At 50.4% G+C, this 22,256-nt stretch carries 27 protein-coding genes and 1 pseudogene; 12 read left to right on the top strand and 16 right to left on the bottom strand.

Annotation, left to right across the window (positions count from 1 at the left end; translation table 11 throughout):
* Positions 1-62 precede the first annotated feature (62 nt).
* Together ompC and NQ230_RS10695 are read left to right on the top strand one after the other, a co-directional pair.
* Complete coding sequence (gene ompC, locus NQ230_RS10700; RefSeq protein WP_121423884.1) at positions 63-1,172, top strand: porin OmpC; 1,110 nt, start codon at positions 63-65, stop codon at positions 1,170-1,172.
* 148 nt (positions 1,173-1,320) lie between these two features.
* The gene (locus NQ230_RS10695; protein ID WP_257261118.1) at positions 1,321-1,446 is read left to right on the top strand and encodes a hypothetical protein; all 126 of its coding nucleotides are present in this window, start codon (positions 1,321-1,323) and stop codon (positions 1,444-1,446) included.
* Positions 1,447-1,509: 63 nt separating this feature from the next.
* On the opposite strand, the gene NQ230_RS10690 is transcribed toward NQ230_RS10695, so the two are convergent.
* The 7 genes from NQ230_RS10690 to pdeG form a co-directional block, all read right to left on the bottom strand.
* Positions 1,510-1,587: a hypothetical protein gene (locus NQ230_RS10690; RefSeq protein WP_223239581.1), complete on the bottom strand. Its 78-nt coding sequence runs from the start codon at positions 1,585-1,587 to the stop codon at positions 1,510-1,512.
* Between the two features lie 68 nt (positions 1,588-1,655).
* Positions 1,656-2,078 carry a GFA family protein gene (locus tag NQ230_RS10685; RefSeq protein WP_029741515.1) on the bottom strand — a complete coding sequence of 141 codons (423 nt, stop codon included), beginning with the start codon at positions 2,076-2,078 and terminating at the stop codon, positions 1,656-1,658.
* 3 nt (positions 2,079-2,081) lie between these two features.
* Positions 2,082-2,279: a hypothetical protein gene (locus tag NQ230_RS10680; protein ID WP_023616678.1), complete on the bottom strand. Its 198-nt coding sequence runs from the start codon at positions 2,277-2,279 to the stop codon at positions 2,082-2,084.
* A 40-nt stretch (positions 2,280-2,319) separates the two neighbouring features.
* The gene (locus NQ230_RS10675) at positions 2,320-2,769 is read right to left on the bottom strand and encodes a hypothetical protein (protein ID WP_257261115.1); all 450 of its coding nucleotides are present in this window, start codon (positions 2,767-2,769) and stop codon (positions 2,320-2,322) included.
* A gap of 152 nt (positions 2,770-2,921) precedes the next feature.
* Complete coding sequence (locus NQ230_RS10670; protein ID WP_193940618.1) at positions 2,922-3,362, bottom strand: VOC family protein; 441 nt, start codon at positions 3,360-3,362, stop codon at positions 2,922-2,924.
* Positions 3,363-3,434: 72 nt separating this feature from the next.
* Positions 3,435-3,779 carry a DUF1294 domain-containing protein gene (locus tag NQ230_RS10665; RefSeq protein WP_121424392.1) on the bottom strand — a complete coding sequence of 115 codons (345 nt, stop codon included), beginning with the start codon at positions 3,777-3,779 and terminating at the stop codon, positions 3,435-3,437.
* Between the two features lie 75 nt (positions 3,780-3,854).
* On the bottom strand, positions 3,855-5,378 hold the full coding sequence (gene pdeG, locus NQ230_RS10660; protein ID WP_257261112.1) for a cyclic di-3',5'-guanosine monophosphate phosphodiesterase PdeG: 1,524 nt from the start codon (positions 5,376-5,378) through the stop codon (positions 3,855-3,857).
* Positions 5,379-6,197: 819 nt separating this feature from the next.
* Between pdeG and NQ230_RS10655 the strand changes: the two genes are divergently transcribed.
* Complete coding sequence (locus NQ230_RS10655) at positions 6,198-6,416, top strand: cold shock domain-containing protein (protein WP_257261110.1); 219 nt, start codon at positions 6,198-6,200, stop codon at positions 6,414-6,416.
* Positions 6,417-6,604: 188 nt separating this feature from the next.
* Here the strand turns inward: NQ230_RS10655 and NQ230_RS10650 are convergent, their stop codons facing one another.
* Positions 6,605-6,769 (bottom strand): YnfU family zinc-binding protein, encoded by a 165-nt coding sequence (locus NQ230_RS10650; protein WP_213327664.1) that lies wholly within the window; start codon positions 6,767-6,769, stop codon positions 6,605-6,607.
* A gap of 96 nt (positions 6,770-6,865) precedes the next feature.
* Here NQ230_RS10650 and NQ230_RS10645 point away from each other — a divergent pair, with 96 nt between their 5' ends.
* On the top strand, positions 6,866-7,093 hold the full coding sequence (locus NQ230_RS10645; protein ID WP_121423894.1) for a hypothetical protein: 228 nt from the start codon (positions 6,866-6,868) through the stop codon (positions 7,091-7,093).
* A 237-nt stretch (positions 7,094-7,330) separates the two neighbouring features.
* The gene (locus tag NQ230_RS22965; RefSeq protein ID WP_371745449.1) at positions 7,331-7,477 is read left to right on the top strand and encodes a YnaM/YnfT family protein; all 147 of its coding nucleotides are present in this window, start codon (positions 7,331-7,333) and stop codon (positions 7,475-7,477) included.
* 16 nt (positions 7,478-7,493) lie between these two features.
* Here NQ230_RS22965 and NQ230_RS10640 read toward each other — a convergent pair whose 3' ends face one another.
* The 3 genes from NQ230_RS10640 to NQ230_RS10630 all read right to left on the bottom strand — a co-directional run bounded on the left by NQ230_RS10640 (position 7,494) and on the right by NQ230_RS10630 (position 9,435).
* On the bottom strand, positions 7,494-7,814 hold the full coding sequence (locus tag NQ230_RS10640; protein WP_257261105.1) for a cupin domain-containing protein: 321 nt from the start codon (positions 7,812-7,814) through the stop codon (positions 7,494-7,496).
* Between the two features lie 253 nt (positions 7,815-8,067).
* Positions 8,068-8,430, bottom strand: a complete 363-nt coding sequence (locus NQ230_RS10635) for a cupin domain-containing protein (protein WP_159514315.1) — start codon at positions 8,428-8,430, stop codon at positions 8,068-8,070.
* A 435-nt stretch (positions 8,431-8,865) separates the two neighbouring features.
* A complete protein-coding gene (locus tag NQ230_RS10630) occupies positions 8,866-9,435 on the bottom strand; it encodes an XRE family transcriptional regulator (protein WP_257261103.1) in 570 nt (189 codons plus the stop codon).
* Between the two features lie 194 nt (positions 9,436-9,629).
* Here NQ230_RS10630 and NQ230_RS10625 point away from each other — a divergent pair, with 194 nt between their 5' ends.
* From NQ230_RS10625 to ttcA, 3 genes and pseudogenes are all read left to right on the top strand, one after another.
* Positions 9,630-10,040, top strand: coding sequence for an ASCH domain-containing protein (locus NQ230_RS10625; RefSeq protein ID WP_121423902.1), 411 nt, complete (start codon positions 9,630-9,632; stop codon positions 10,038-10,040).
* A 217-nt stretch (positions 10,041-10,257) separates the two neighbouring features.
* Positions 10,258-10,389, top strand: a pseudogene (locus NQ230_RS10620) (site-specific integrase); the annotation flags it as partial.
* 35 nt (positions 10,390-10,424) lie between these two features.
* Positions 10,425-11,360, top strand: a complete 936-nt coding sequence (gene ttcA / locus NQ230_RS10615) for a tRNA 2-thiocytidine(32) synthetase TtcA (protein ID WP_257261100.1) — start codon at positions 10,425-10,427, stop codon at positions 11,358-11,360.
* 42 nt (positions 11,361-11,402) lie between these two features.
* Here the strand turns inward: ttcA and dbpA are convergent, their stop codons facing one another.
* From dbpA to NQ230_RS10595, 4 genes are all read right to left on the bottom strand, one after another.
* Complete coding sequence (gene dbpA / locus NQ230_RS10610) at positions 11,403-12,776, bottom strand: ATP-dependent RNA helicase DbpA (protein ID WP_257261099.1); 1,374 nt, start codon at positions 12,774-12,776, stop codon at positions 11,403-11,405.
* Positions 12,777-12,803: 27 nt separating this feature from the next.
* Complete coding sequence (ynaL, locus tag NQ230_RS10605; RefSeq protein WP_121423907.1) at positions 12,804-12,986, bottom strand: proline-rich small protein YnaL; 183 nt, start codon at positions 12,984-12,986, stop codon at positions 12,804-12,806.
* Between the two features lie 273 nt (positions 12,987-13,259).
* Positions 13,260-14,243: a zinc transporter ZntB gene (gene zntB / locus NQ230_RS10600; RefSeq protein ID WP_257261097.1), complete on the bottom strand. Its 984-nt coding sequence runs from the start codon at positions 14,241-14,243 to the stop codon at positions 13,260-13,262.
* Positions 14,244-14,487: 244 nt separating this feature from the next.
* Positions 14,488-15,630 carry a methyl-accepting chemotaxis protein gene (locus tag NQ230_RS10595; protein WP_159514317.1) on the bottom strand — a complete coding sequence of 381 codons (1,143 nt, stop codon included), beginning with the start codon at positions 15,628-15,630 and terminating at the stop codon, positions 14,488-14,490.
* Positions 15,631-16,087: 457 nt separating this feature from the next.
* On the opposite strand from NQ230_RS10595, the gene NQ230_RS10590 reads away from it, so the two are divergent.
* The 4 genes from NQ230_RS10590 to NQ230_RS10575 all read left to right on the top strand — a co-directional run bounded on the left by NQ230_RS10590 (position 16,088) and on the right by NQ230_RS10575 (position 20,538).
* On the top strand, positions 16,088-18,217 hold the full coding sequence (locus NQ230_RS10590) for a putative bifunctional diguanylate cyclase/phosphodiesterase (protein WP_257261096.1): 2,130 nt from the start codon (positions 16,088-16,090) through the stop codon (positions 18,215-18,217).
* A gap of 92 nt (positions 18,218-18,309) precedes the next feature.
* Entirely contained in the window at positions 18,310-19,542 is a 1,233-nt protein-coding gene (locus NQ230_RS10585) for a sensor domain-containing diguanylate cyclase (RefSeq protein ID WP_257261095.1), read from the top strand.
* Positions 19,539-19,757: an Ecr family regulatory small membrane protein gene (locus tag NQ230_RS22960; protein ID WP_371745448.1), complete on the top strand. Its 219-nt coding sequence runs from the start codon at positions 19,539-19,541 to the stop codon at positions 19,755-19,757. Before NQ230_RS10585 ends, NQ230_RS22960 begins: the two co-directional genes overlap by 4 nt.
* 217 nt (positions 19,758-19,974) lie before the next feature.
* Entirely contained in the window at positions 19,975-20,538 is a 564-nt protein-coding gene (locus tag NQ230_RS10575; protein WP_193940729.1) for a DJ-1/PfpI family protein, read from the top strand.
* A gap of 89 nt (positions 20,539-20,627) precedes the next feature.
* On the opposite strand, the gene NQ230_RS10570 is transcribed toward NQ230_RS10575, so the two are convergent.
* Positions 20,628-22,244: a peptide ABC transporter substrate-binding protein gene (locus tag NQ230_RS10570; protein ID WP_257261094.1), complete on the bottom strand. Its 1,617-nt coding sequence runs from the start codon at positions 22,242-22,244 to the stop codon at positions 20,628-20,630.
* Positions 22,245-22,256 lie beyond the last annotated feature (12 nt).

The following is a 22,256-nucleotide window of genomic DNA, read 5'->3' as shown; positions in this document are numbered from 1 at the left end:
ACTTTCTCATTCTGAAAGTTCAACAGGTAATTAAATAAAAACAACTGCAAAGGAATATCACAATGCAAAGAAAAGTACTGGCTCTGATGATTCCGGCTCTGTTAATGGCTGGCTCTGCACATGCAGCAGAAATTTATAATAAAGACGGTAACAAATTAGATCTGTACGGAAAAGTAGATGGCCTGCACTATTTCTCCGACGATAAAGGCGCTGACGGGGATCAAACCTATATGCGTCTGGGCTTCAAAGGTGAAACCCAGATCAACAACATGATGACCGGCTACGCGCAGTGGGAATACAACATTCAGGCCAACAACACCGAAGGGTCTGATAACCAGTCCTGGACGCGTCTGGCCTTCGCCGGTGTGAAGGTGGGCGACTACGGTTCCTTCGATTACGGTCGTAACTATGGCGTGCTGTACGACGTGGAAGGCTGGACTGATATGCTGCCAGAGTTCGGCGGCGACTCCTACACCAAAGCCGACAACTTCATGACGGGCCGCGCCAACGGCGTGGCAACCTACCGCAACACCGACTTCTATGGTCTGGTGCAGGGTCTGAACTTTGCGCTGCAGTATCAGGGCAAGAATGAAGATGCCAGCAACAATCAGGAAGGCACCAACAACGGTCGCGACACGCGTCACGAGAATGGTGATGGCTTCGGTATTTCTACCACCTATGACTTCGGCATGGGAATTACTGCGGGTGCAGCCTATACCTCTTCTGACCGAACCAACGAGCAGGTGATGAATACCACAGCGGGTGGTGACAAAGCGGATGCATGGACGGCGGGTCTGAAGTATGACGCCAATAACATCTACCTGGCGGCAATGTATTCTGAAACCCGCAATATGACCCCGTATGGTGATAATACCGACGCCGTGGCGAACAAAACCCAGAACTTCGAAGTGACCGCGCAGTACCAGTTCGACTTCGGCCTGCGTCCAACCCTTTCCTACCTGCAGTCTAAAGGTAAGGACCTGGGCAACGGTCAGGGCGATCAGGATCTGGTTAAATACGCTGACGTAGGCGCGACCTACTACTTCAACAAAAACATGTCCACCTACGTTGATTACAAAATCAACCTGCTGGATGAAGATGACAGCTTCTACAAAAACAACGGCATCGGCACCGATGACGTCGTAGCGTTAGGTCTGGTTTACCAGTTCTGATTGTCAGAGCCCGCATAATCATGCGGGCTCGCTTGTTTTTTGAAGTCCGTCACAAAAGGCAGTTTCAGAAAGGGATTGGTTGAGGGTAAGTTGAAAGAAAGCTGGTTAAACTCAGGTGATAGCCCTTTCGTCACTAAGGATAACAGCGTTGTTTGGTCGTGTATCCCTTGCCGTACTTACCCTTTTAGCCATGCTGTGGATGGCGTTAATTTTTGATTTTGGTGATATTGTCGGGCATCTCGGCACGCTGTTAAACCATCTGGATGGCAGTTAACCGCGTTCCCTGTAAACAAAAAGCCACCAGCAGTGCCAGTGGCGGGTAAACGCACATGTCGCGTTATTTTTTCACAGGCTGAGGCTTTTTATCCCCTGACTCAGGGGCCTCACGCGGATCGTCTTTTTCAACACAGAGCATAGTTTCTCCTGTTTCAGATAACCACCCTCCACTATAGCCAGGCTGATTAAAGAGTGGCCAGGCGGCAATCATGCCTGCTCTTCCCCTTTCTCGCGAAAAGTAAGATAGCCAAATACTCCACTTTCCCCATCCGTGGGATGGTTGACACCGTCCATCACGGTTACCTGAGGGAAATCAAACGGAGAAACGCTTTCAAAACAGGCGACGTTCACGCCGTATTCATTAGGATTAGAACGCCTCTGATGGAACGTGTAAATTCCGCACACCGAGCAAAAGAAATGCCGTGCCGTTCCCGTGTTAAAGCGGTACTCGGTGAGCTTATCCTCACCTTTGGTCACCGTAATCCCCGACAGCGGCGCAGAGACGACCACCGCGCCTCGCATTCGACAAAAAGAACAGCTGCAGCGCCGCGCGGTGTTCAGGCCATCGGTAAGCTCAACGGTGAATGCCACCGCGCCGCAATGGCACTTCGCATTACGTCTTTCAGCCATGGGCTATACCCCTTTTCTCACCAGCTCGGCGGCTTTCACGAAAACCTCGTCTTCTACACCATCGCCTTTTTGCCTGCCGAGCCTGACCAGCTCATCGACAATGCTGTTGCGATGGATCGGCTTTTGCGCTGAAACCAGCCCAATAACGGCGGCCCCAATCGCCAGCCCCACTAATCCGGTTTGTTCATCTTTGTTCATCATGCTCATGCTCCTGGTCCAACCAACAAGCTTAGCAGGATTTTTAAAAACGCGGCGTCAAACCGTATTTTGGGGTTTTGATGTTTGCAGCCCAAATCTTGATGTCGTTTTGCAACAGAATAGTGAAATCAGATTTTAAATGCGTCACCATGCTATTGACGCTTTCCGCATCCACCACTGAAAAATGCTCAATTCTGTTCTGTCCTATCTGGACACAATTATATTTGGCGGGCAGCACTTTACCATTCACATTTAGCGGCAGATTATTCTCACCACAGCGCCCTTCCGTAATATAAGACACCAGTAAATTAGCGGATTTCCTTCCGGGCTGGGATACACTCACCATGACGGGATAACCTGCCGAGGTCTGCGTCATATCGTAAAGCACCGCATTTTTCATATACCAGGTATTATATTCCCGCTCCTGAAAAGCGGACCAGGCAGGCGCAGAAAAAAGCGCCAGCACTACCAGCATAATAGATACTATTTTCATGGGATGTCATCGTCCGTGGTGTTGCACGTATTATTCAGATTGTGCAAAAAACAGCAACAACTTAAGAATAGTCCTACTACTATTGGCAGTGATGGAGGGTTAATTAACGATACGCGATGCGGTCTGTCTCCTGTTGCTAACGTATGTTCACTTTATTTATTCCGACTGGCCATTCGGATCGCTTCCAGGCCGACGCGCTGTCCGAATGACAGCTCTAACGTATTTCCATCGGGATCGGCAAAAAAGACATAGTAGCCGACGGGATCGCCTACATTCTCAGGCGCCTTCCTTAGCACACCTTCAGCGGTGGCCATCTCGGTTTTTCTGTCAATTTCTTCGCGGGTCGCGCAGGCAATACCCAGATGCCCGAAGTTACCCAGCGGCGTGTCGGTCACGGTATCGGCTTGTACCAGAACCAGTGCAAAAGGACGGGTATAGTCGCTAAGCCATGCTACTTTTCTTGCATCAGGCATGTCGGGTTCACGCCAATGAATGACCTCCATACCGGCATAGCGACGATAGAAGGCAATACTCTTTTCCAGGTCCCTGACCATAAACGCGACATGAGTGAAACCTACATCAATGTCTTTCATTTTAAGATGTTACTCCTTTATCAACGTGGTGCTGACATCTTAAAAGCTCAAGTTAACTTGATGTCAATACGCTCATAACGAAGAAACAGGAGAGAAATGGTAAACCGCCGCCATCACGGCGATGCTGACGACAATGCTTAAGAAAAAGTAGGTTTTAAAGGGCTGCTTTTGGGTTTTATGGCGAAAGAGCTGTTGCCCCACAATGGCGCCAGGCCAGCCTCCGGTCAGGCCAAATACCAGCAACGTCGCTTCCGGAACCCTGCGCATCCCCTTACGCGCCGCCATTTTATCGGCACCATATATGACCATTGTCAGCACATTGATCAGCAGAAACCAGACGACCACAGGATTCGATGATAAAAGGCTGCCGAGCGCAGCGAATATCAGGAGTAAGTAACAAAAGCGATTGAGGGTCATTGAATGCGTCACTGGGTTGTTGAGCGGTTTTGGGATACGCATTATACCCTATCTTCGTCAGGTGCTGGATAAACCTCATTCCACCCTCACTTTAACTTTAGGCTTCGATAAGAGGACTTTGACCAGCTCCTTGTAAGGTAGAGGTTTGTAGAAGAAGAACCCCTGTAAAAAACGGATGTTATTGCGGATCAGGTAATCAAGTTGATCTTGTGTCTCAACCCCTTCCGCCACAATACTAATTGAAAGTTTTTTTGCCAGTTCCAGTACCGAATCCAGGATCAGGGTTGAATCCTCATTGGCGTTAACCCTGGCAACAAAACTTTGGTCGATTTTAATATAATCAATATGCAGTTCTTGCAGGTAGGATAGACCGGAATATCCCGTGCCAAAATCATCCAGCGCAATGGCAAATCCGTTGTTATGCAGCTCATTCAGCGTCCTGACGAGATGTTCATCGATGTGGAGCGGTTCGCGCTCGGTTACCTCAATGACAAGGTTAAGATCCTGTCGAATAAAACTGTGTTTGTAGTGGAGACACTCTTCTACAAAGGTGGACGAAACGATATGAGAAGCGCTGAAGTTAATCCCTACATGAAACCCTTCTGGCAACAAGGTTGAAATTGAATTCATATGCGCAGCAACCTGACGCATTAAGCTCTGGGTTAAAGGAATAATTAAGCCAGATTTCTCCGCGAGGGGAATAAATGAAGCGGGAGAAATAAACCCGGATTGCGGATGCTTCCATCTGGCCAGCACTTCCACACCTCGCAAGGTTCCCTCCCTGCCGCTAACAACCGGTTGGTAATACGGGGTTATTTCATTTCTGTAAATGGCGGTGCGCAGTGATTCTTCTGGTGAAACATCTTTAGAGAGATATCGCTGAAGTATATAAGCAGATAGAGTCGATATTATCAGCAGGAATAGCACCACGCCGCCAGCTCGATTGAGCAATCTCTTAAGGCTGAAAAGGACTGGAGAGTTAACCTGTATCTCGAAAGGATAACCAGAGGCTTTTACCGTCAATACCTCTTTCTTCGAATGGTCTGCCGTCGCCACATCGCCTGTCATGCCCAAAAGGGTATTGCCTACTCGAAGTGAATATTCAACGCCATTTAATGGCATATCCAGTGCATCCCGGATATGGCTGTCGCTGATGCTAACGATGATTCGGCTTCCGGCGTGATTGGTCTGGTATAGAAGCACAGGAAGGCCGTTGACGGTACTTCCCGCAGGGACGAGTAGCAATGATGATTCTGGCAGTATTGAACTGTTGACCAACAACACGCGGTTGCCTGGTAAAGAAGAGCACCAGACCGCTTCATTTTTCAGAATAACGATCGTTCTGAGGTGAGGCTGTAATGCAGCCTCGGTGCCTAGCCGATATTGTCCTTCCGCATCACACTCATTATCAGCAAGTTGCTTCGCCAACTGAGTTGCATGACGGGCTTCTTTAAGAATGACATTCATGTTCCGCACGACATAGTGCGCCCCTGCAAGGCTGTCAGCCCGTGCAGAATACCAAACCTGTAAATTGATGATAAAAACGCCCAGCAAAAATATTGCCGTGGCTGCAGCTACGGGGATAGATGCATGGCGCATTTAGGGTTCTCGATTAGCGTGTAGTAACCGCTTCAACGATGCTGAAGTGATTGATTTGTCATCTTCTTAATCATGGTAGATAACCTCATAATTACCATGTCAGGCGTCGAAAATTTTCGTTCAGACCAGAGTATTGGGTCCGCGCCCATGGCGCAATAAACGACATAATCGAGGGGTAACAAAAAGGCCACCGAATGGCAGCCCTGCTGATACGTTTTATTAATAGCGCTTTGTAGCGTTGACGGGCGTTCTTTCTGACCAGTCAGGCCTCTCGCCAGCCATGATTGCACGCTGCTGTGATGGCGTCACAGACTGGGTTATTTCTGGCATAGCCTTGTATTCGGGTTGTTGAGGTGGACTGAGAACCAGATCAGAGTTACAACCTGACAGCAGGAAAAAGGCCAGTAGAGATGAATTAAGCTTGAACACGTAAAACCCTTCCAATGGGATAAAATTTTAAGAAAAAGCATGGTGCCGAACATACATAGCCTAATCAAAATATATTCACAAGGTCAATGCGCGCAACCCTTTTTCCGGCCCCGGATTCGCAAAGACGAACATCAAGCCGACGACTTTTTATCGAGAATTGACATCAGATTCAACGTGACTGTAACGCGCCCAGGCAGCCACCCGGATGGCTAAAATAATATTTGCTTATCAATTCAGTCCGTGCCTTAATGATTTAGTTCGATGCAATACCGAATACCCTTTTTTATCCGGCAGTCCTCATAACCAGGCGCTATCGCTGATATCCCCTCCTTTTGAGTCCATACGTTTTGTCATTTCTTATCATTTAAAGAGTCTTTAAAAGGAGTATGTATGTCTTCAAGAATTCAAGGTCTGGTTAAGTGGTTTAATGAAGATAAAGGCTTTGGCTACATCTCCCCGCTTGATGGCAGTAAAGATGTTCTTGTTCGTTTCTCTGCCCTGCAGGGAGAAAGCTTTAATACACTATTTGAAGGTCAGAAAGTCGAATTTGCGATTCTAAGCGGCGATAAAGGCCCTGCTGCTGCAAATGTCATTCTTCTGGACAGATAATATTATCAATGGCCCGTGATTACCAATGAGGTTTTCTGAGTAAACGGGCCCTGGATTATATGACTGTTATTGATATCAACAGTCAGCATATTTTCTTAACGAGTGCGCTAAACAATGTGATGAAGTGCAGAACTGCTGCATGAATGGTCTAAAACTCAACGCTAACTCATTTTGTCAACTACTTTGGTTTAGAATCGTTGAGTAGATTTAAACAAAGCGTGGCAGTACGGGCAGACAAGTTGAGCGCCCTTTTGCACGCGATTAAAACTATGCTCTGAATCTTTAGAACAATTTGGGCATGAACATTTGACTAAATGATTTCGATGGGATTGTGTATTTTTACGTCCAGACATAGGCATCTCCTGATTTTACGGATTGCCACAATACACGTTAAAGCTAAAAAATGCTTGCTTTAATTTTCGAATGTACCCAAAAACACAGGATGGTTTATGAAGAATGTCATCGTTTTTTTCGATGGGAAACCAGGTAAAGTTGTCACGGTGCAACAAGGCGTTACGTCCGTAAGGCAGGAGTATCCGGATGGAGAAGAAATATACCTTCAGATTATGTCTGCAGGTTTCCCGTCTTTAACCGGCGATCGCAGCTTTGTCTACGTTGCCTCTGATAGAGAACTCACCTCTCAGAAGATACTTGATGCTGCAAGAAACCATTTGTGATATGCGTTTCCGGCTAAACCTCAGTAAAATCGCCAGTATTTTCAGAGAGCACCTTTAGGATTTATCTTTTGAATTAAAATAATAAAAAGGTCTAACTATTAAAGCCTGCTAAATGCAGGCGTTTTTTTTAAAAACTATAATCATACCCTGCCTCGATTTTATTTACACAACACAGACTAAAACTCGACACTTCTTTTCATTAAAGTTTTGCTCTTTGCAGGAACTAATGCAAAAGAAATGGGTCAAATGAAGACCCTTACCAGAAAAGATTATTTTATGACATCTTATATTGTAGTAACCACTGTTGCCGTCGTGATGGGGTTGATAACGTTGAGTTTGATTAAAGTTTGGATCAGCACGTCGAACAACCCTGACAATCTGTGACCTCATCGCAAGCCGCTTAAAGTGAGGCTACTTCCGCTTCGGGTAAATCAATGATAACCAGTGTGCCAAAACTGCCTGTTTCTACAGTATGGGGAGTGCCAGCTTTGGCTACATAAAGCTGTCCAGACGTTACAGAGATGTTTTTACCCTTCACGCTCAGCTCCAGACGTCCATCAATGACCAGTAACCCCTCGTCATATTCATGAACCTCTTCAATCACTGAGCGTTTATCCATTCGTAAAACTTTGAGATTTGCAGTTCCAATGCGGCCTAATACTTGAGAGTGCCAGGTTTCGGGTATTGCAAGTGCTTCAGTTTTGAGGTCATAAAGCGGCATAACGTCATTCCTTTTTGATGTTCGTTTAACGCTCTTATGCCACATAAGTTCCCTGCCGTCATATAACAATTATGGAAAACCAGTACGAGTAAGATGCTATAGGAGGTCCTGAAACCACAGCGCACTCTGTGACGCGCGCCGTGGGTAATGTGAAGAATCAGGGGCCGGAACTAATCGAGGCAGCACAATAGAAGGTCCAAATAGACCAGGCAATTCCGAAATGCGCTACACTGAATGGCGTCAGGATCCACGATTAAAGGTTATCCAGCTCATATACGGTTCGTTCATTAACGATATTGCCCGTATTCAGAGTCGATTTGGGCTCCAATAAAACGACGCAGCACTCTTCTGTTAATGCTTCCGGACAATGCTCGACTCCTTTCGGTACAATAATAAACTCACCCTCATCAATAATGATATCACCCGTTCTTAATCCCATTCGTAAACGACCGCTGACAACCAGAAAGAGCTCGTCCTCATGTTCATGATGATGCCAGTCAAACTTTCCGGAGAATTTAGCCAGTTTGACATACTCGTTATTAATATCACCGACAATTTTGGGACTCCAATGTTCGCTGAAAAGATTAAAACTTTCTTTCAAATTAACTTTACGCATTCTTCATCTCCGTCTTATATGTTTAGTCTGAGTGGATATGTTTTGTCATAAAAAAGCGCCGATAACGGACTGCATGTCGCTCATTCTTTAGGACGATATTCAGGACCAAGAAAGAGACTCCAGTGGACTATAGAATAATCGGTCGTCTGATGGCCCACTCCCCGGTCGAATGCCTGGCAAAAATACAGATTGATGTAGCGATGAGGCTGTTCGAAATAACAATACAGTCAGCGCGCACGCAGGACAACGGGTTTCCTGGTTACGTAAACAGAAATTTATCTACGTGCAATCAATGTATTGAATTCAATTGTTTTTATATTTTAAAAAATTCTCCACCTCGTTTCAGAACATCGCTTTTGTTTCTTTAAGTGAACAAATACTCGGAACTCCGGCGTTTTATCTTGCGTTTCCTTGCAAGAGGATGGCGTGGCGGAGTTAGCCTGGCTCGAGGTGGGACATCACCACCGTTGCGCTAATTGCCGTTTCCGTTGAGATGTATGCATGCGCAACCTCCGCGGAGAAGGCATAAAAATCCCCAGGTTCTAATCTGATCACCTCATGCTGGCTAAAGCGCAATAGTAAGATCCCGCTGTGAACAAGAATATGTTCATGTGCCCCGTCAGAATGTCCGGCACTGTGAATGGTTACCCGCGGATCCATTTGTAGTAACCAAATTTCAGAGGTATTTCCGGGGCCGATGCGGAATTTCATCATTTGCAAATACTCGTCTTGCGAGGAATGATATTTTTCAAAACAAGGGTACATCCTGCTGCTGCCACTCAGCAAATCGCCAACCGGTAAGCGTAATGCGGTGGCGATAGCTGCCAGCGTATCAACGCGAGGGCTTGAGGCCCCTGACTCCAGTTTGGATAATGCCCCCTTTGAAACCCCTGACAATTTAGACAGATCGTTTAAAGAAATCCCCCGGGACTGCCGCAGGCGTCTTATCTTATTGCCAATATTTAATGACAACGCAGCAGGTTTATCATGTAGTGAATCAGTCATTATTCCGTCCCTCTGCGAATGTGGCGTTCTAATACAAATGAATGCCCCACCCTGTAGTGAATTGGTTCGGACATAACGATGCTGTCACCGAGCGGCCCATAGCTTCCTAAGAAAAGCATCACTATTCATGTCGGGACAGTTCAGATTAAATCCGGTATAACGTTTTTTTCATCGATGTACAAGAAGGGGTTTCGATGTCTGAGGTAGAGGAAATTAAAAGGAGATATCCCGGCGCAGATGCCTGCCAAATGGGTGACAGCCCGGAACTGGCAACCGAGCTTGCGCGATTGATTAAACAAGGGATTAAAACGGCCTCATGCGGATCTTTTGCGTCTTTCTCGCAGGATATGTCTACTCCAGGGATAGGCGGCTACAGCATAATTCTTGATGGCCAGAATATCCCGGTCTGTGTGATCCGACTGGTTTCAATGCGACTGGTGCGTTTTTGCGATGTTAATGAGGAGTTCGCTCGCAAAGAGGGTGAAGGTGATTTGAGCCTTGAATACTGGCAGAAAGAGCATCAGCGGTTTTTCTTTCGGGAAGGCCATTTTTCTGAAGAGATGGAACTGATCGCAGAAGAATTTGAATTGGTAGAGGTGCTGTAAGCTGAGATAACGTGGCAGAGTTGTATCTGCTACCTCAGCAGGCTTACCTATATTAGGCTCATACACTACGCATTCCGTATCGTAATGCCGTCCTATTCATCTTTAATTCCTCTTACATGAAGATAATACCTTCGTTGAACTCGTCCCGATAAAATAACGTAGCACAATGTTAGTTACCCCCGCTTTGGCACACAGGAGAGCATCAGAGCTGTGAGTTGTTTTCATGCCCCGGATGCGTAATGGCTAACAGAAAGCCTACTACGCTTTATCGAGTATCAGTTCCAGATTCTACGCCGCTGTAAAACGTGCTGGTATTCGCCGCCGGAATCCGTACCATACGCGGCATACAATTTTTGCCCCTGCTGGCTCCGAAGGTAGTACTCAATGCAAGAGAATCAAGAGATTAACAAAAAAGAGCAATACAACCTGAACAAACTGCAAAAGCGACTGCGCCGTAACGTGGGCGAAGCCATTGCAGACTTCAACATGATTGAAGAAGGCGATCGCATCATGGTTTGCCTGTCAGGGGGTAAAGACAGCTATACCATGCTGGAGATCCTGCGTAATCTTCAGCAAAGTGCACCGGTGAAATTTTCGCTGGTGGCGGTCAACCTTGACCAGAAACAGCCGGGTTTCCCGGAGCACATTCTGCCGGAATACCTGGAAAATCTCGGCGTTGAGTACAAAATCGTCGAAGAAAATACCTACGGCATTGTGAAAGAGAAAATCCCGGAAGGGAAAACCACCTGCTCACTCTGCTCTCGCCTGCGCCGCGGCATTCTGTATCGTACCGCGACGGAGCTGGGCGCGACCAAAATTGCGCTGGGCCATCACCGCGACGATATCCTGCAAACGCTGTTCCTCAACATGTTCTACGGCGGCAAGATGAAAGGCATGCCGCCTAAACTGATGAGCGATGATGGCAAACACATTGTGATCCGCCCTCTGGCCTACTGTCGTGAAAAAGACATTGAGCGTTTTTCTCAGGCTAAAGGATTCCCGATCATTCCATGTAACCTTTGCGGCTCTCAGCCGAACCTGCAGCGTCAGGTGATTGGCGACATGCTGCGCGACTGGGATAAGCGTTATCCGGGTCGTATCGAAACCATGTTCAGCGCGATGCAGAACGTTGTCCCTTCCCATCTCGCGGATGTTGAACTGTTCGACTTCAAAGGCATCAACCATGACTCAGACGTGGTGAATGGCGGCGATCTGGCGTTTGACCGGGAAGATATTCCCATGCAGCCTGCCGGCTGGCAGCCGGAAGAAGATGATAGTCAGTTCGAAGAGTTGCGTCTGAACGTGCTTGAAGTGAAGTAAGCGATTAGCGTCTCAGAAACACCTTCTGAGACGCTTCATTCTTTATTTCAGCAGACGTACGCGACAGGTTTTACCCTTAATTTTCCCGTTCTGCAGCTGCTTCCATGCCTTATGGGCCACCGCCTGGCGAACCGCTACGTAGACATGCGCCGGATGGACCGCAATCTTACCGATATCCGCACCGTCCAGACCCACATCCCCGGTCAGCGCGCCTAATACGTCCCCTGGACGCATCTTGGCTTTTTTACCGCCATCAATGCACAGCGTCGCCATTTCGGCTTCCAGCGGCACCAGACTGACGCCAGCAGGGGCATTCATCCAGTTCAGCTTAATCTGCAGCATCTCAGAGAGAATGTTGGCGCGCTGCGCCTCTTCGGGTGCGCAGAGGCTGATCGCCAGACCACTGTTCCCTGCTCGTGCGGTACGGCCAATACGGTGCACATGCACTTCAGGATCCCACGCCAGCTCAAAGTTCACCACCAGTTCAAGGGATTTAATGTCCAGACCGCGCGCAGCGACGTCGGTTGCGACAAGAACACGGGCGCTGCCGTTCGCGAAACGGACCAGCGTCTGATCGCGATCGCGCTGTTCCAGATCGCCATGCAGCGACAATGCGCTCTGCCCGGCGGCATTAAGGGTATCACAGACCGACTGACAGTCTTTTTTGGTATTACAGAACACCACGCAGGACGCAGGCTGATGCTGGCTCAGCAATTTCTGCAGGAGCGGGATTTTCCCCTGCTGCGAGGTTTCAAAGAACTGCTGCTCGATAGCGGGCAGCGCCTCTACGCTGTCGATTTCAATGGTGAGTGGATTTTTTTGCACGCGCCCGCTGATGGCGGCGATAGCGTCCGGCCAGGTCGCAGAGAACAGCAGCGTCTGGCGATCGGCCGGTGCGAATCGAATCACCTCGTCAATCGCATCGCTGAAGCCCATATCCAGCATGCGATCTGCCTCATCCATCACCAGCGTTTGTAACGCATCCAGTGAGACGGTGCCCTTCTGCAGATGATCGAGCAGACGGCCGGGCGTGGCGACAATAATGTGCGGCGCATGCTGGAGTGAATCACGCTGCGCGCCGAACGGCTGTCCGCCACAGAGGGTTAAAATCTTGGTGTTAGGCAGGAAACGCGCCAGGCGACGCAGTTCGCCCGCAACCTGGTCTGCCAGTTCGCGGGTCGGGCACAGCACCAGTGACTGGGTCTGAAAAAGCGCCGCATCGATGTGCTGCAACAGGCCAAGGCCAAATGCCGCCGTTTTCCCGCTGCCCGTTTTCGCCTGCACGCGCACGTCACGGCCCTCGAGGATGGCAGGCAACGCGGCCGCCTGAACAGGCGTCATCGTGAGGTATCCCAACTCGTTGAGGTTATCGAGTTGGGCGGCGGGCAGAACATTCAGGGTAGAAAAAGCGGTCACAATAGTCTCTCGTGGTCATCTTTGCGGTCAGATGGCGCGTATCCTCGCAGATCTCGCGGTCCGATGCGACAATTTAATCGGTTCTTCATCTGGCGGCGGGTCGGGCATCGGCTGTGGGCGCGGGATGGGATCGGGCATTGGCACCGGATCGCTGGGGATAGGATCGGATTGACGCGATTGTTGCACTAGCAGAGCGTTCAGGATGCTCATCATTCCCTCCAGAATTTGCTGTCGTCCCTTTTAGGGTAGACGCTGAGAATCAGGAGGCAAAAAAAAGCCGACTATGAAGTCGGCGTCGTACGAATCAATTGTGCTATGCAGTAATTCAAAAAAGGAAGTAAGACAATATGGAGCGCAACGCCCATCGCTTGACGTTGCATTCACCTGCGGGAGTAATATTGCACCTTACGGGGTAGATGTTTATTGACTTCGCTCAATTAAAAGAGCGTTTTGATCCCGGCAAAAGAACAAAAAAGCGTAAATTTACAGCCATTTACTACGATGCAACCACCATGCAACACCACCAATCAAAACAACTAACATGACACAAAACGCGGTAAAGCCGTAGCGATACGCGCCCCCCGGAATTCCTCCCAGGTTTACGCCAAACAGCCCAGTAAGAAACGTGCTGGGTAAAAACACCATCGCCATCAGGGACATCGTATAGGTTCTTCTCGCCAGCGACTCCTGCATCACCTGCGCGATCTCGTCCGCCATCACCGCCGTTCTGGCAATACAGGAATCAATCTCGTCCAGCCCGCGCCCCAGCCTGTCGGCAATATCCTGCATTCTGCGTCGCTGATCGTCATTCATCCAGGCGAGCCTTTCGCTGGCAAGACGCGCGTACACGTCGCGCTGCGGCGTCATATAGCGGCGCATCACAATCAACTGCTTACGCAACAGGGCCAGAAAACCGCGCGGCGGGATCTGCTGATCGAGCAGGTTATCTTCCAGGTCGATGATTTTGTCGTGAAGCTCTTCAATAAACTCGCTCGCATGATCGGTAAGCGCGTCGCATACGTCCACCAGCCAGCTGCCGCAGTCGACCGGCCCGGTGCCCTCTTTCAGATCGTTGACGATGTCATCCAGCGCCAGAACTTTACGCTGCCGGGTGGAGACAATCAGCCCATCGTCCATGTAGACACGCATCGCAACCAGCTGATCCGGACGTTCATCCGTGCTGCCGTTAATACAGCGCAGGGTGATCAGCGTCCCGTCCCCCATTCGGCTCACGCGGGGCCGCAGGCTTTCACCCGCCAGCGCATCGCGCACGTTGTTAGGCAGAAGCGGAGTCGAGGCCAGCCAGTCAGCGCTGTCCGTATGGGTGTAGTTCAGATGTAGCCAGCAGGGATGCGCACTGTCGATCACATCATTATCTTCCAGCGGTCGCGCACCGCCGCGACCGTCCAGCACCCACGCAAAAACTGCGTCTGGAACGTTAAGTTCAGATCCTTTAATGCTTTCCACCGCGCCTCCACCTTTTTAACTATTTCGGTGTCAGTCTAGCTGTCATCAGGGGTTAAGCAACAACTATGTATCCCATCGCGCTGATATCGTTCAGGAAATGTACATGCTGTGCGTTTTGCCCGGCGGCGCTACGCTTGCGTGGGCCTACTGTGAAAGGGGTAATGTATTGATATTGTTGCAGAGTGTAGGCCGGGTAAGCGCAGCGCCACCCGGCAAGAAAAGCGGCGACATGATTGCGGGTTTGTCAGAGCGAGTGCTCTGGCCGCTGAAGGAAGGATGACGAGCCGGTAGATGATAAGGAAGAGGAACCCGGGTCGAGCCTGAAATTACGCGTTCGGGCCTGTAGCTCAATCACCTGATTGCGCAGTACATCAGAGGAACCGTTGAGTTCTTCTGCCATTGCCACGTTGCTTTGCGTGACCCGCTCCAGCTCCGATAGCGCCAGCGTAATCTGAGAGATTCCTTTCTCCTGCTCTGACGTCGATGCGGAAATGTCGTCCATCAACCGGCTGACATTCCCCGAGCCGGTCACGATTTCATGCATATTTTTCTCTGCCTGTGACACAACGCTGGCCCCCTGGGTGACGTTACTGCTGGTGACGTCTATCAGCGTTTTGATATTCTTCGCGGCCTCTGCGCTGCGGTGAGCCAGGTGTCTTACCTCTTCGGCAACGACAGAAAACCCTTTTCCATGATCGCCCGCCCTCGCCGCCTCAACGGCCGCGTTCAGCGCCAGAATATTCGTCTGGAACGCAATGCCGTCAATCAGCGAAATAATCTCCGTCATCTGCTGTGCGCATTCGGTAATGGACTGCATATTGCTGGCGACCTGCCCCATGAGCTCGCCGCCCTTTCGCGCCTGTAACGTCGCCACAGTGGCCTGCTCGCTCGCCAGGCGGGTGTTATCGGCATTGTTCCTGGTGCTCGCGGCCATTTGCTCCATGCTGGCTGCGGTTTGTACTAAAGACGCAGACTGCTGTTCGGTTTTCACCGAAAGCTGAGCGCTCCGTGTCGAGAGCTGATCCGATAAGGTCATAGCGGTTTGCGATGACGCCCTGATCTCACGCACCAGCGTCGCAATGTTGCCGGAAAGACTATTGATCCCCGGGATGAGTCGGCCCGCACAGTTATTGCCAAACTCAGGGATAGAGACGCCAAGGTTACCTGCTGTCACCTCTTCAATACTTTTCTTCACCGTATTGATCGGCGTCACAAGATACTTCGTCATATAGACCCAGAGCAAAAATAGCGCAACGAAGTTGATGACATTAAGCGAAATAAAGAGAGAAGGATTGCTGGAAAATAGAACGACGACACCTGCATTCACCAAAAAAAGAGAGAAAAGGAACCCAATAATAAAGGTCCTGACACTAATATTTTTTAGCATGATAATACCCACGTTTTATATTTTGGTCGGCATTAAGACTTATAGCATTGGCTCAGAAGTTTTTCATCGCAAACGACGCTTGTTTTTGGTTTCGCCGTTAGCATCCTGGGATTTGTCTTAAGTCAGATAAAAAGAGCGTATTAGTAAAAATGTTCTGCGCAGGATGCTGTGATACTGGTCTCCCGCCATCTTAAGCGATAGTATCGCCCGCGGTGAGACGATACGATCGCCCTCATATTTAAGGAGCTTTGCTACTGTTATTCGTTTTTGTTTAGCAATGCTTAATACATTAACAAATAGAATATATTTTATATTCTTAATAAGTTTTAGAGTTTTAATATGACTGGTCATTGTTCACGATAAATAACTAATATGGTTTGAATGCGCATGTTCGTTGCCCAATAAAGATGTACCCGGCAGGCGAAATCGGTAACCCTCTCAGGCGTGGGATTGCATAATGCTCAATATATCGTGGGACCCTGTGTTAATCGCTATCTCTTATCTGGTGGCGTTTATCGCCTCCTTTGTGGCGCTGGACAGCGCCGGAAAGATCCCCCTTTCCAGCCGCAAGGCTGCCCTGTTCTGGCGCATTGCCGGTGGGGTTACGCTGGGCATTGGCATTTGGTCAATGCACTTTATCGGCATGCTGTCGATGCAAATGCCCATGATGATGAGCTATGACCTCTGGTTAACTCTTGCGTCACTGGGCGTCGCGGTGGTTGCTTCAGCCACGGCCCTTAATATTGCCGTCACGGGCAAAAAACGTTCTCCCTTACGACTGATCCTCGCCACGGCAATCCTGAGCGCTGGCGTGGTGTGTATGCACTACATCGGTATGGCGGCCCTGATGCTGGATGGCAGCATCATCTGGGATCGCCGCCTTGTGGCGGTATCCGTGATTATTGCCGTTGTTGCCTCCGGCACCGCGCTGTGGCTGGCTTTCCGCCTGCGGGATAAACACAAAGGCGTCTTTATCGATCGCATTCTCGCGGCCTTCGTCATGGGCGCCGCGATTTGCGCGATGCACTATACCGGCATGAGCGCCGCGCAGTTTCAGGAAATGGCGCACACCCTCCCCGGTGGGATTGGCGAGCTGGGGTTGTCCATCTGGGTTTCAGTCACCACGCTCTGCCTGCTCGGCCTGATGTTAATCATTTCACTTATCGATTCTCACCGGCGCACCAGTCGGCTGACGGATAATCTGCAGCAGCTCAACCGCCAGCTTGAGCTACAGGCGCGTTTTGACGCACTTACCGGGCTCGCAAACCGCCACCAGATGGATCTCCGCATGCAGGATTGTCTGCGCAGCGCGCTGCTAAGCAAGAAGCCATTTGCCGTTATTTTCCTGAACGTCGATCACTTCAAGCGCGTTAACGACACCTGGGGCCACGGCGTCGGTGATGAGCTATTGATCACCGTCGCGCAGCGCATCACGGCCCGACTCACGCGAGAGATGACCCTGGCAAGGCTGGGAGGAGATGCCTTTATCCTGCTGGTGCCTGAATGTGATGACGAAAAGCTCAACGCCCTGCTCAGCTCGTTGCTGGGGGATGTACGACGCCCCCTGTCTATCTGCGGACATACGTTGAGCACGACGATCAGCGCGGGCGTCAGCCTCTATCCTCAAGATGGCGAAACGCTGCACGAGCTGAAGCTCAAGGCGGATGCAGCCTTACATCATGTCAAAGAAGATAGCCGCAACGGCTGGGCGATTTACCGGGCCGAGATGTCAACGGCGATCCCGGCGAAACCCGGTTTCCTGCAGGAGCTCTCTCAGGCGCTTGAACGCGATCAGTTTGAACTGTGGTACCAGCCAACCTGGCATGCGGGAGAGAAAACCATTCACGGTTTTGAAGCCCTTCTGCGCTGGCGACATCCTGAGCAAGGCGTTGTACTGCCTAATCTTTTTATCCCCTCGCTGGAACAAACAGGCTTAATTATTCCGGTAGGTAACTGGGCCATTGAAGCGGCATGCCGACAGCTTCATTTCTGGACGGAACAAGGGTTCAGCCAGTGGACGTTGTCGCTCAACCTATCCCCCGTCCAGTTCGAACAGCCGGACATTTTCCCTATCATCTCGTCGATGCTGGAAAAATATAACCTGTCTCCGTCGCGGCTGATCCTTGAGGTAACGGAGAGCACCGCGCTTAAAAATCTCGACCGCAGCATTGAGTTGCTCAATGCGTTTAATCAAGCGGGGATCGTTGTCTCGATTGATGATTTTGGTACGGGCTATTCCAACCTGCTGATGCTTAGCGTGCTTCCGGCTAAAGAGCTTAAGATCGACAGAAGCTTTGTAACCTCAATGCTGGAAAATGAAAAAAGCTACAAGCTGGTTGAAACCATCATCAGTATCGCCCGGACCATGGAGATGAATGTGGTGGCAGAAGGGATCGAAACGGAAGAACAGCAGGCGGTCCTCACCCGTCTCGGCTGCGATTACCTGCAGGGATACCTTTTTTCCCGACCCTTGCCTGCCGAACAGGTGCCATGGCTGCTTCTGCAAATAAACTCCGACAAGCAAATTATACCAATTGGTAAAATTCATTCGGAACATGTATTTGCTTCACAAAAAAACCATGCCTGACGGGATTTTGTAGAGTATGTTTCAAAGGAGTACACGCGAGTCAATTCTGTCATGACTGTCGGCCCCAGCGTGCCGATGAACAGGAAATGCCTATGTCGCAACCTTGTTTTGATGCGTTGAATGTAATTAAAACACCCGTGTGGCTCATTTCACCCGTGTCGGAACAGATCATTTTTGCGAATGTGGCCGCAACGCAGGTCATGGGGGATAAAACGATCGATGACCTGCGCAAAGGGATCTACTCTGCCAGTGCGCAAACCCTCCTGTCGATGTATGTACCGGAACTGAAAACAGAGCAGGAGATCGTCGAAATCTGGACGCTAAGCCGGGATGGACAGAATACGCCGTTAACCTGTCGTCTTTCGCTTGCCCACTACGCTCCCTGGGGAGATGTGATTGTTTTCGAGGGGATCTCCCAACAAATACTCTCAGGATTGAAGGCCAGCCGTTCCGCCAACTACCAGCGGAAAAAACAGGGTTTTTACGCGCGCTTTTTTCTGACCAACAGCGCCCCGATGCTGCTAATCGATCCTGCCCGCGATGGTCAAATCGTCGATGCGAATCTGGCCGCGCTCAATTTTTATGGTTATTCACATGATGACATGTGCAGTAAACATACCTGGGAAATCAATACCCTGGGGCGTGATGTGATGCCCATTATGACTGCGATTGCCGCGCTGCCCGGCGGACATAAGCCGCTCAATTTTGTTCACCGCCTTGCCGATGGCTCCACCCGCCACGTTCAGACGTATGCCGGGCCCATTGAGATCTACGGTGACAAGCTGATGCTGTGCATCATCCACGACATCACCGAGCAAAAAAGGCTGGAGCAGGAGCTGGAACATGCGGCGTTACGTGACTCCATGACGGGATTACTCAACCGGCGGCAGTTCTACGCGATTACCGATCAAAGCAACCTGAATAAACTTCCTGCGCAGCAGCAATTTAGCCTGCTGCTGGTGGATACCGACCATTTCAAAAACATTAACGATCTGTTCGGTCATCTGAAAGGCGATGAGGTGCTTATCGCCCTCTCGCGAACGCTGGAAGCCTGTAGTCGGGAGGGTGATATGGTGTTCCGCTGGGGGGGCGAAGAGTTCGTCATCCTGCTGCCGCGCACCTCTCTCGACACCGCGATGCAGATTGCCGAGTCAGTCCGTGCAGCCGTTGCCCGTATTACGATCCCGGGCTTACCGCGCTTTACCGTCAGCATTGGCGTGGCGCGGCACGATCAGGGGGAGAGTATTGACGAGCTGTTTAAGCGTGTGGACGATGCGCTATATCGCGCTAAAAATAATGGACGCAATAAAGTCCTTGCTGCATGAAACTGGAGTATCCAGGAAAGCCCCGCTACAATGCCCACCTCGAATCAATTAGCTTCAGGTGGGTTAAAGCTGCAATGGGAAAAACCGAAATAATACTCACCTTAATTATTTTACTCCTTATTATATTTGGCTTATGGTTTATTTTTAGCGGAGAGATCTGGTATCTCGTCGAATTTCTTGAAAATAGCCTTTACCCAACCTTCGACGTACCGTAACGCACGTTTAATCGCTGGTTTCACCTACCGAATATGTCGGGTATCTGCTTCCCTTACTGCCGCGTAAAATACGCGGCGTTATCCTCCAACAATGTTGATAACGAATCACTTATTCATTTGCTTATGTTGCCCGTGCTCTGACGGGCTTTTTTATTTCCGGCAATTCAGCCATGCCAGGCTATATCTTAATCATCTTTATTGAAAAAGGTGAGGAATGATGAGCAAGAAGATCCTGATGCTGGTTGGCGATTACGCCGAAGATTACGAAACCATGGTGCCTTTTCAGGCTTTGCAGATGATTGGCCATCAGGTAGATGCGGTCTGCCCCGACAAACCGAAGGGTGACTACATCATGACGGCAATCCATGACTTTGACGGCGCCCAGACCTATAGCGAAAAACCGGGGCACCGGTTTACCCTCAACGCCGATTTTTCCACCGTCAAGGAACAGGATTACGACGCGCTGCTCATTCCCGGAGGGAGAGCGCCCGAGTATCTGCGGCTGAATGAGGACGTGTTAAAGCTGGTGCAGGCATTTGACGCCGCGCGTAAGCCGATTGCTGCAGTGTGCCATGGCCCGCAGCTGCTTGCTGCCGCGGGTATCCTGAAGGGACGAACCTGTAGCGCCTATCCGGCCTGTGCGCCTGAGGTACGCCTCGCGGGTGGGCACTACGCCACTATCGGCATCGATCAGGCCCATGTAGACGGCAACCTGGTCACGGCTCCCGCCTGGCCCGCGCATCCGCAGTGGCTGGCGAAGTTCAGTGCATTGTTAGAATAACAGAGCCCCGGCATCGGCCATGCAGAACGGATGAAGCGATACCGCGTACTGCAGAACTGGCGCGCGAGTGCGCCAGTTCTCGTTAAACGTCAGTGCTTCTCAATATACATTGTCCGGCTATACGCCACGTCTTCCGGGTTTTCGATGGGGTAACCTTTTACCCAGGGCTTAATCAGGCGACCATTGGTGTACTGGTAAATTGGCGCGATGGGGGCTTTCTCCATGAGGATTTTCTCCGCCATGTTGTAGTCCGCATTACGCGCTTTCGCCGTGGTTTCCAGCGTTGCCTGGTGGATAATTTTATCGTAGGCCGGTTCATTGAAACGCGAGATATTGCCGCTGTGGGTTGAGGTCAGCAGAGACAGGAAGGTCGACGGCTCGTTGTAATCACCTACCCATGACGCGCGGATCACATCAAAATTGCCGGTATTACGGCTGTCGATATAGGTTTTCCACTCCTGGTTTTGCAGTTTGACATCCACACCGAGATTTTTCTTCCACATGGAGGCCACCGCAATGGCAATTTTCTGGTGGTTTTCCGAGGTGTTGTACAGCAGGGTCAACTTCAGCAAACGCCGAGGACCGTAGCCTGCGGCCTGAAGTAAGGTTTTCGCCTGCGCATTCAGCTCCTGCTGGGACATCTGCTCGAACGGTGAAGGCTCAGGGGTGAAGCCCGCCGTCACGTCAGGGGTGAAATGCCAGGCCGGCTTCTCGCCTGTACCTAATACCTTTTCTGCCATAATGCGGCGATCGATAGTCATGCTCAGGGCAAGACGAACCCGGGCATCGGCCGTCGGGCCCTTTTGCGTGTTAAACGCATAGTAATAGGTTCCGAGCTGAGGCGGCGTATACACCTGTCCCGGAATGTCCTTCAGGAGCTTCTGATACATGTTTTTCGGGAACGATTCGGTGATATCAATATCCCCCGCCAGATAGCGTTTGGTGGCGGATGATTCCTGATTGATCGGAATGAAGGTCACTTTTTTCAGGACAGTTTTCGCATTGTCCCAGTAGTGCGTATTCGGAACGACAACCAGTTTTTCATTCACCACGCGGTCGTTCAGGACGTATGCGCCATTGCCCACCAGGGCGCCCGGACGCGTCCACTCTTTGCCGCTTTCAACGTTCGCTTTTTGCACCGGATAGAAGGCAAAGTTTGCCGTCAGGTTGCTAAACCAAGGTAGGGGTTTGTCCAGCTGGACGCGTAACGTCCTGGCATCCACCGCCGTCACGCCCAGGGTGTCAGGCGCAGCTTTACCATCAATAATGGCCTGGGCGTTGTTGATTCCCGCCAGCGCCGCAAACCAGGCAAACGGAGACGTGGTTTTCGGGTCAACCAGACGCTGCCAGCTGTAGACAAAATCCTGCGCGGTGACGGGCGTACCGTCAGACCATTTCGCGTTGTTACGCAGGGTGAAGGTCCAGATACGGTTATCGTTGCTCTGCCAGCGCGTCGCCACGCCCGGGGTCAGTTCCCCTTTCTCGTTCTGATTTACCAGCCCTTCGAAAAGATCGCGAATCACCTGAATCTCGGGTAATCCCACTGCTTTTGCCGGATCGAGCGAAGCCGGTTCGTCTTTAATATGCCTGACCAGCTCCTGTTTTTGCGCCAGTACCGTGCCCTGTGGCACATCAGCAGCGTACGAGAGTGTAGAGAGTCCGCACAGGTACAGTGCAGCACAGAGACGCGAAACAGGATGCTTCATAAGATCCCCTTT

The organism is Enterobacter asburiae (assembly GCF_024599655.1).
In the GTDB taxonomy this organism is placed as follows: Bacteria; Pseudomonadota; Gammaproteobacteria; order Enterobacterales; family Enterobacteriaceae; genus Enterobacter; species Enterobacter asburiae_D.
This window is presented reverse-complemented; position numbering and strand designations above follow the sequence as displayed.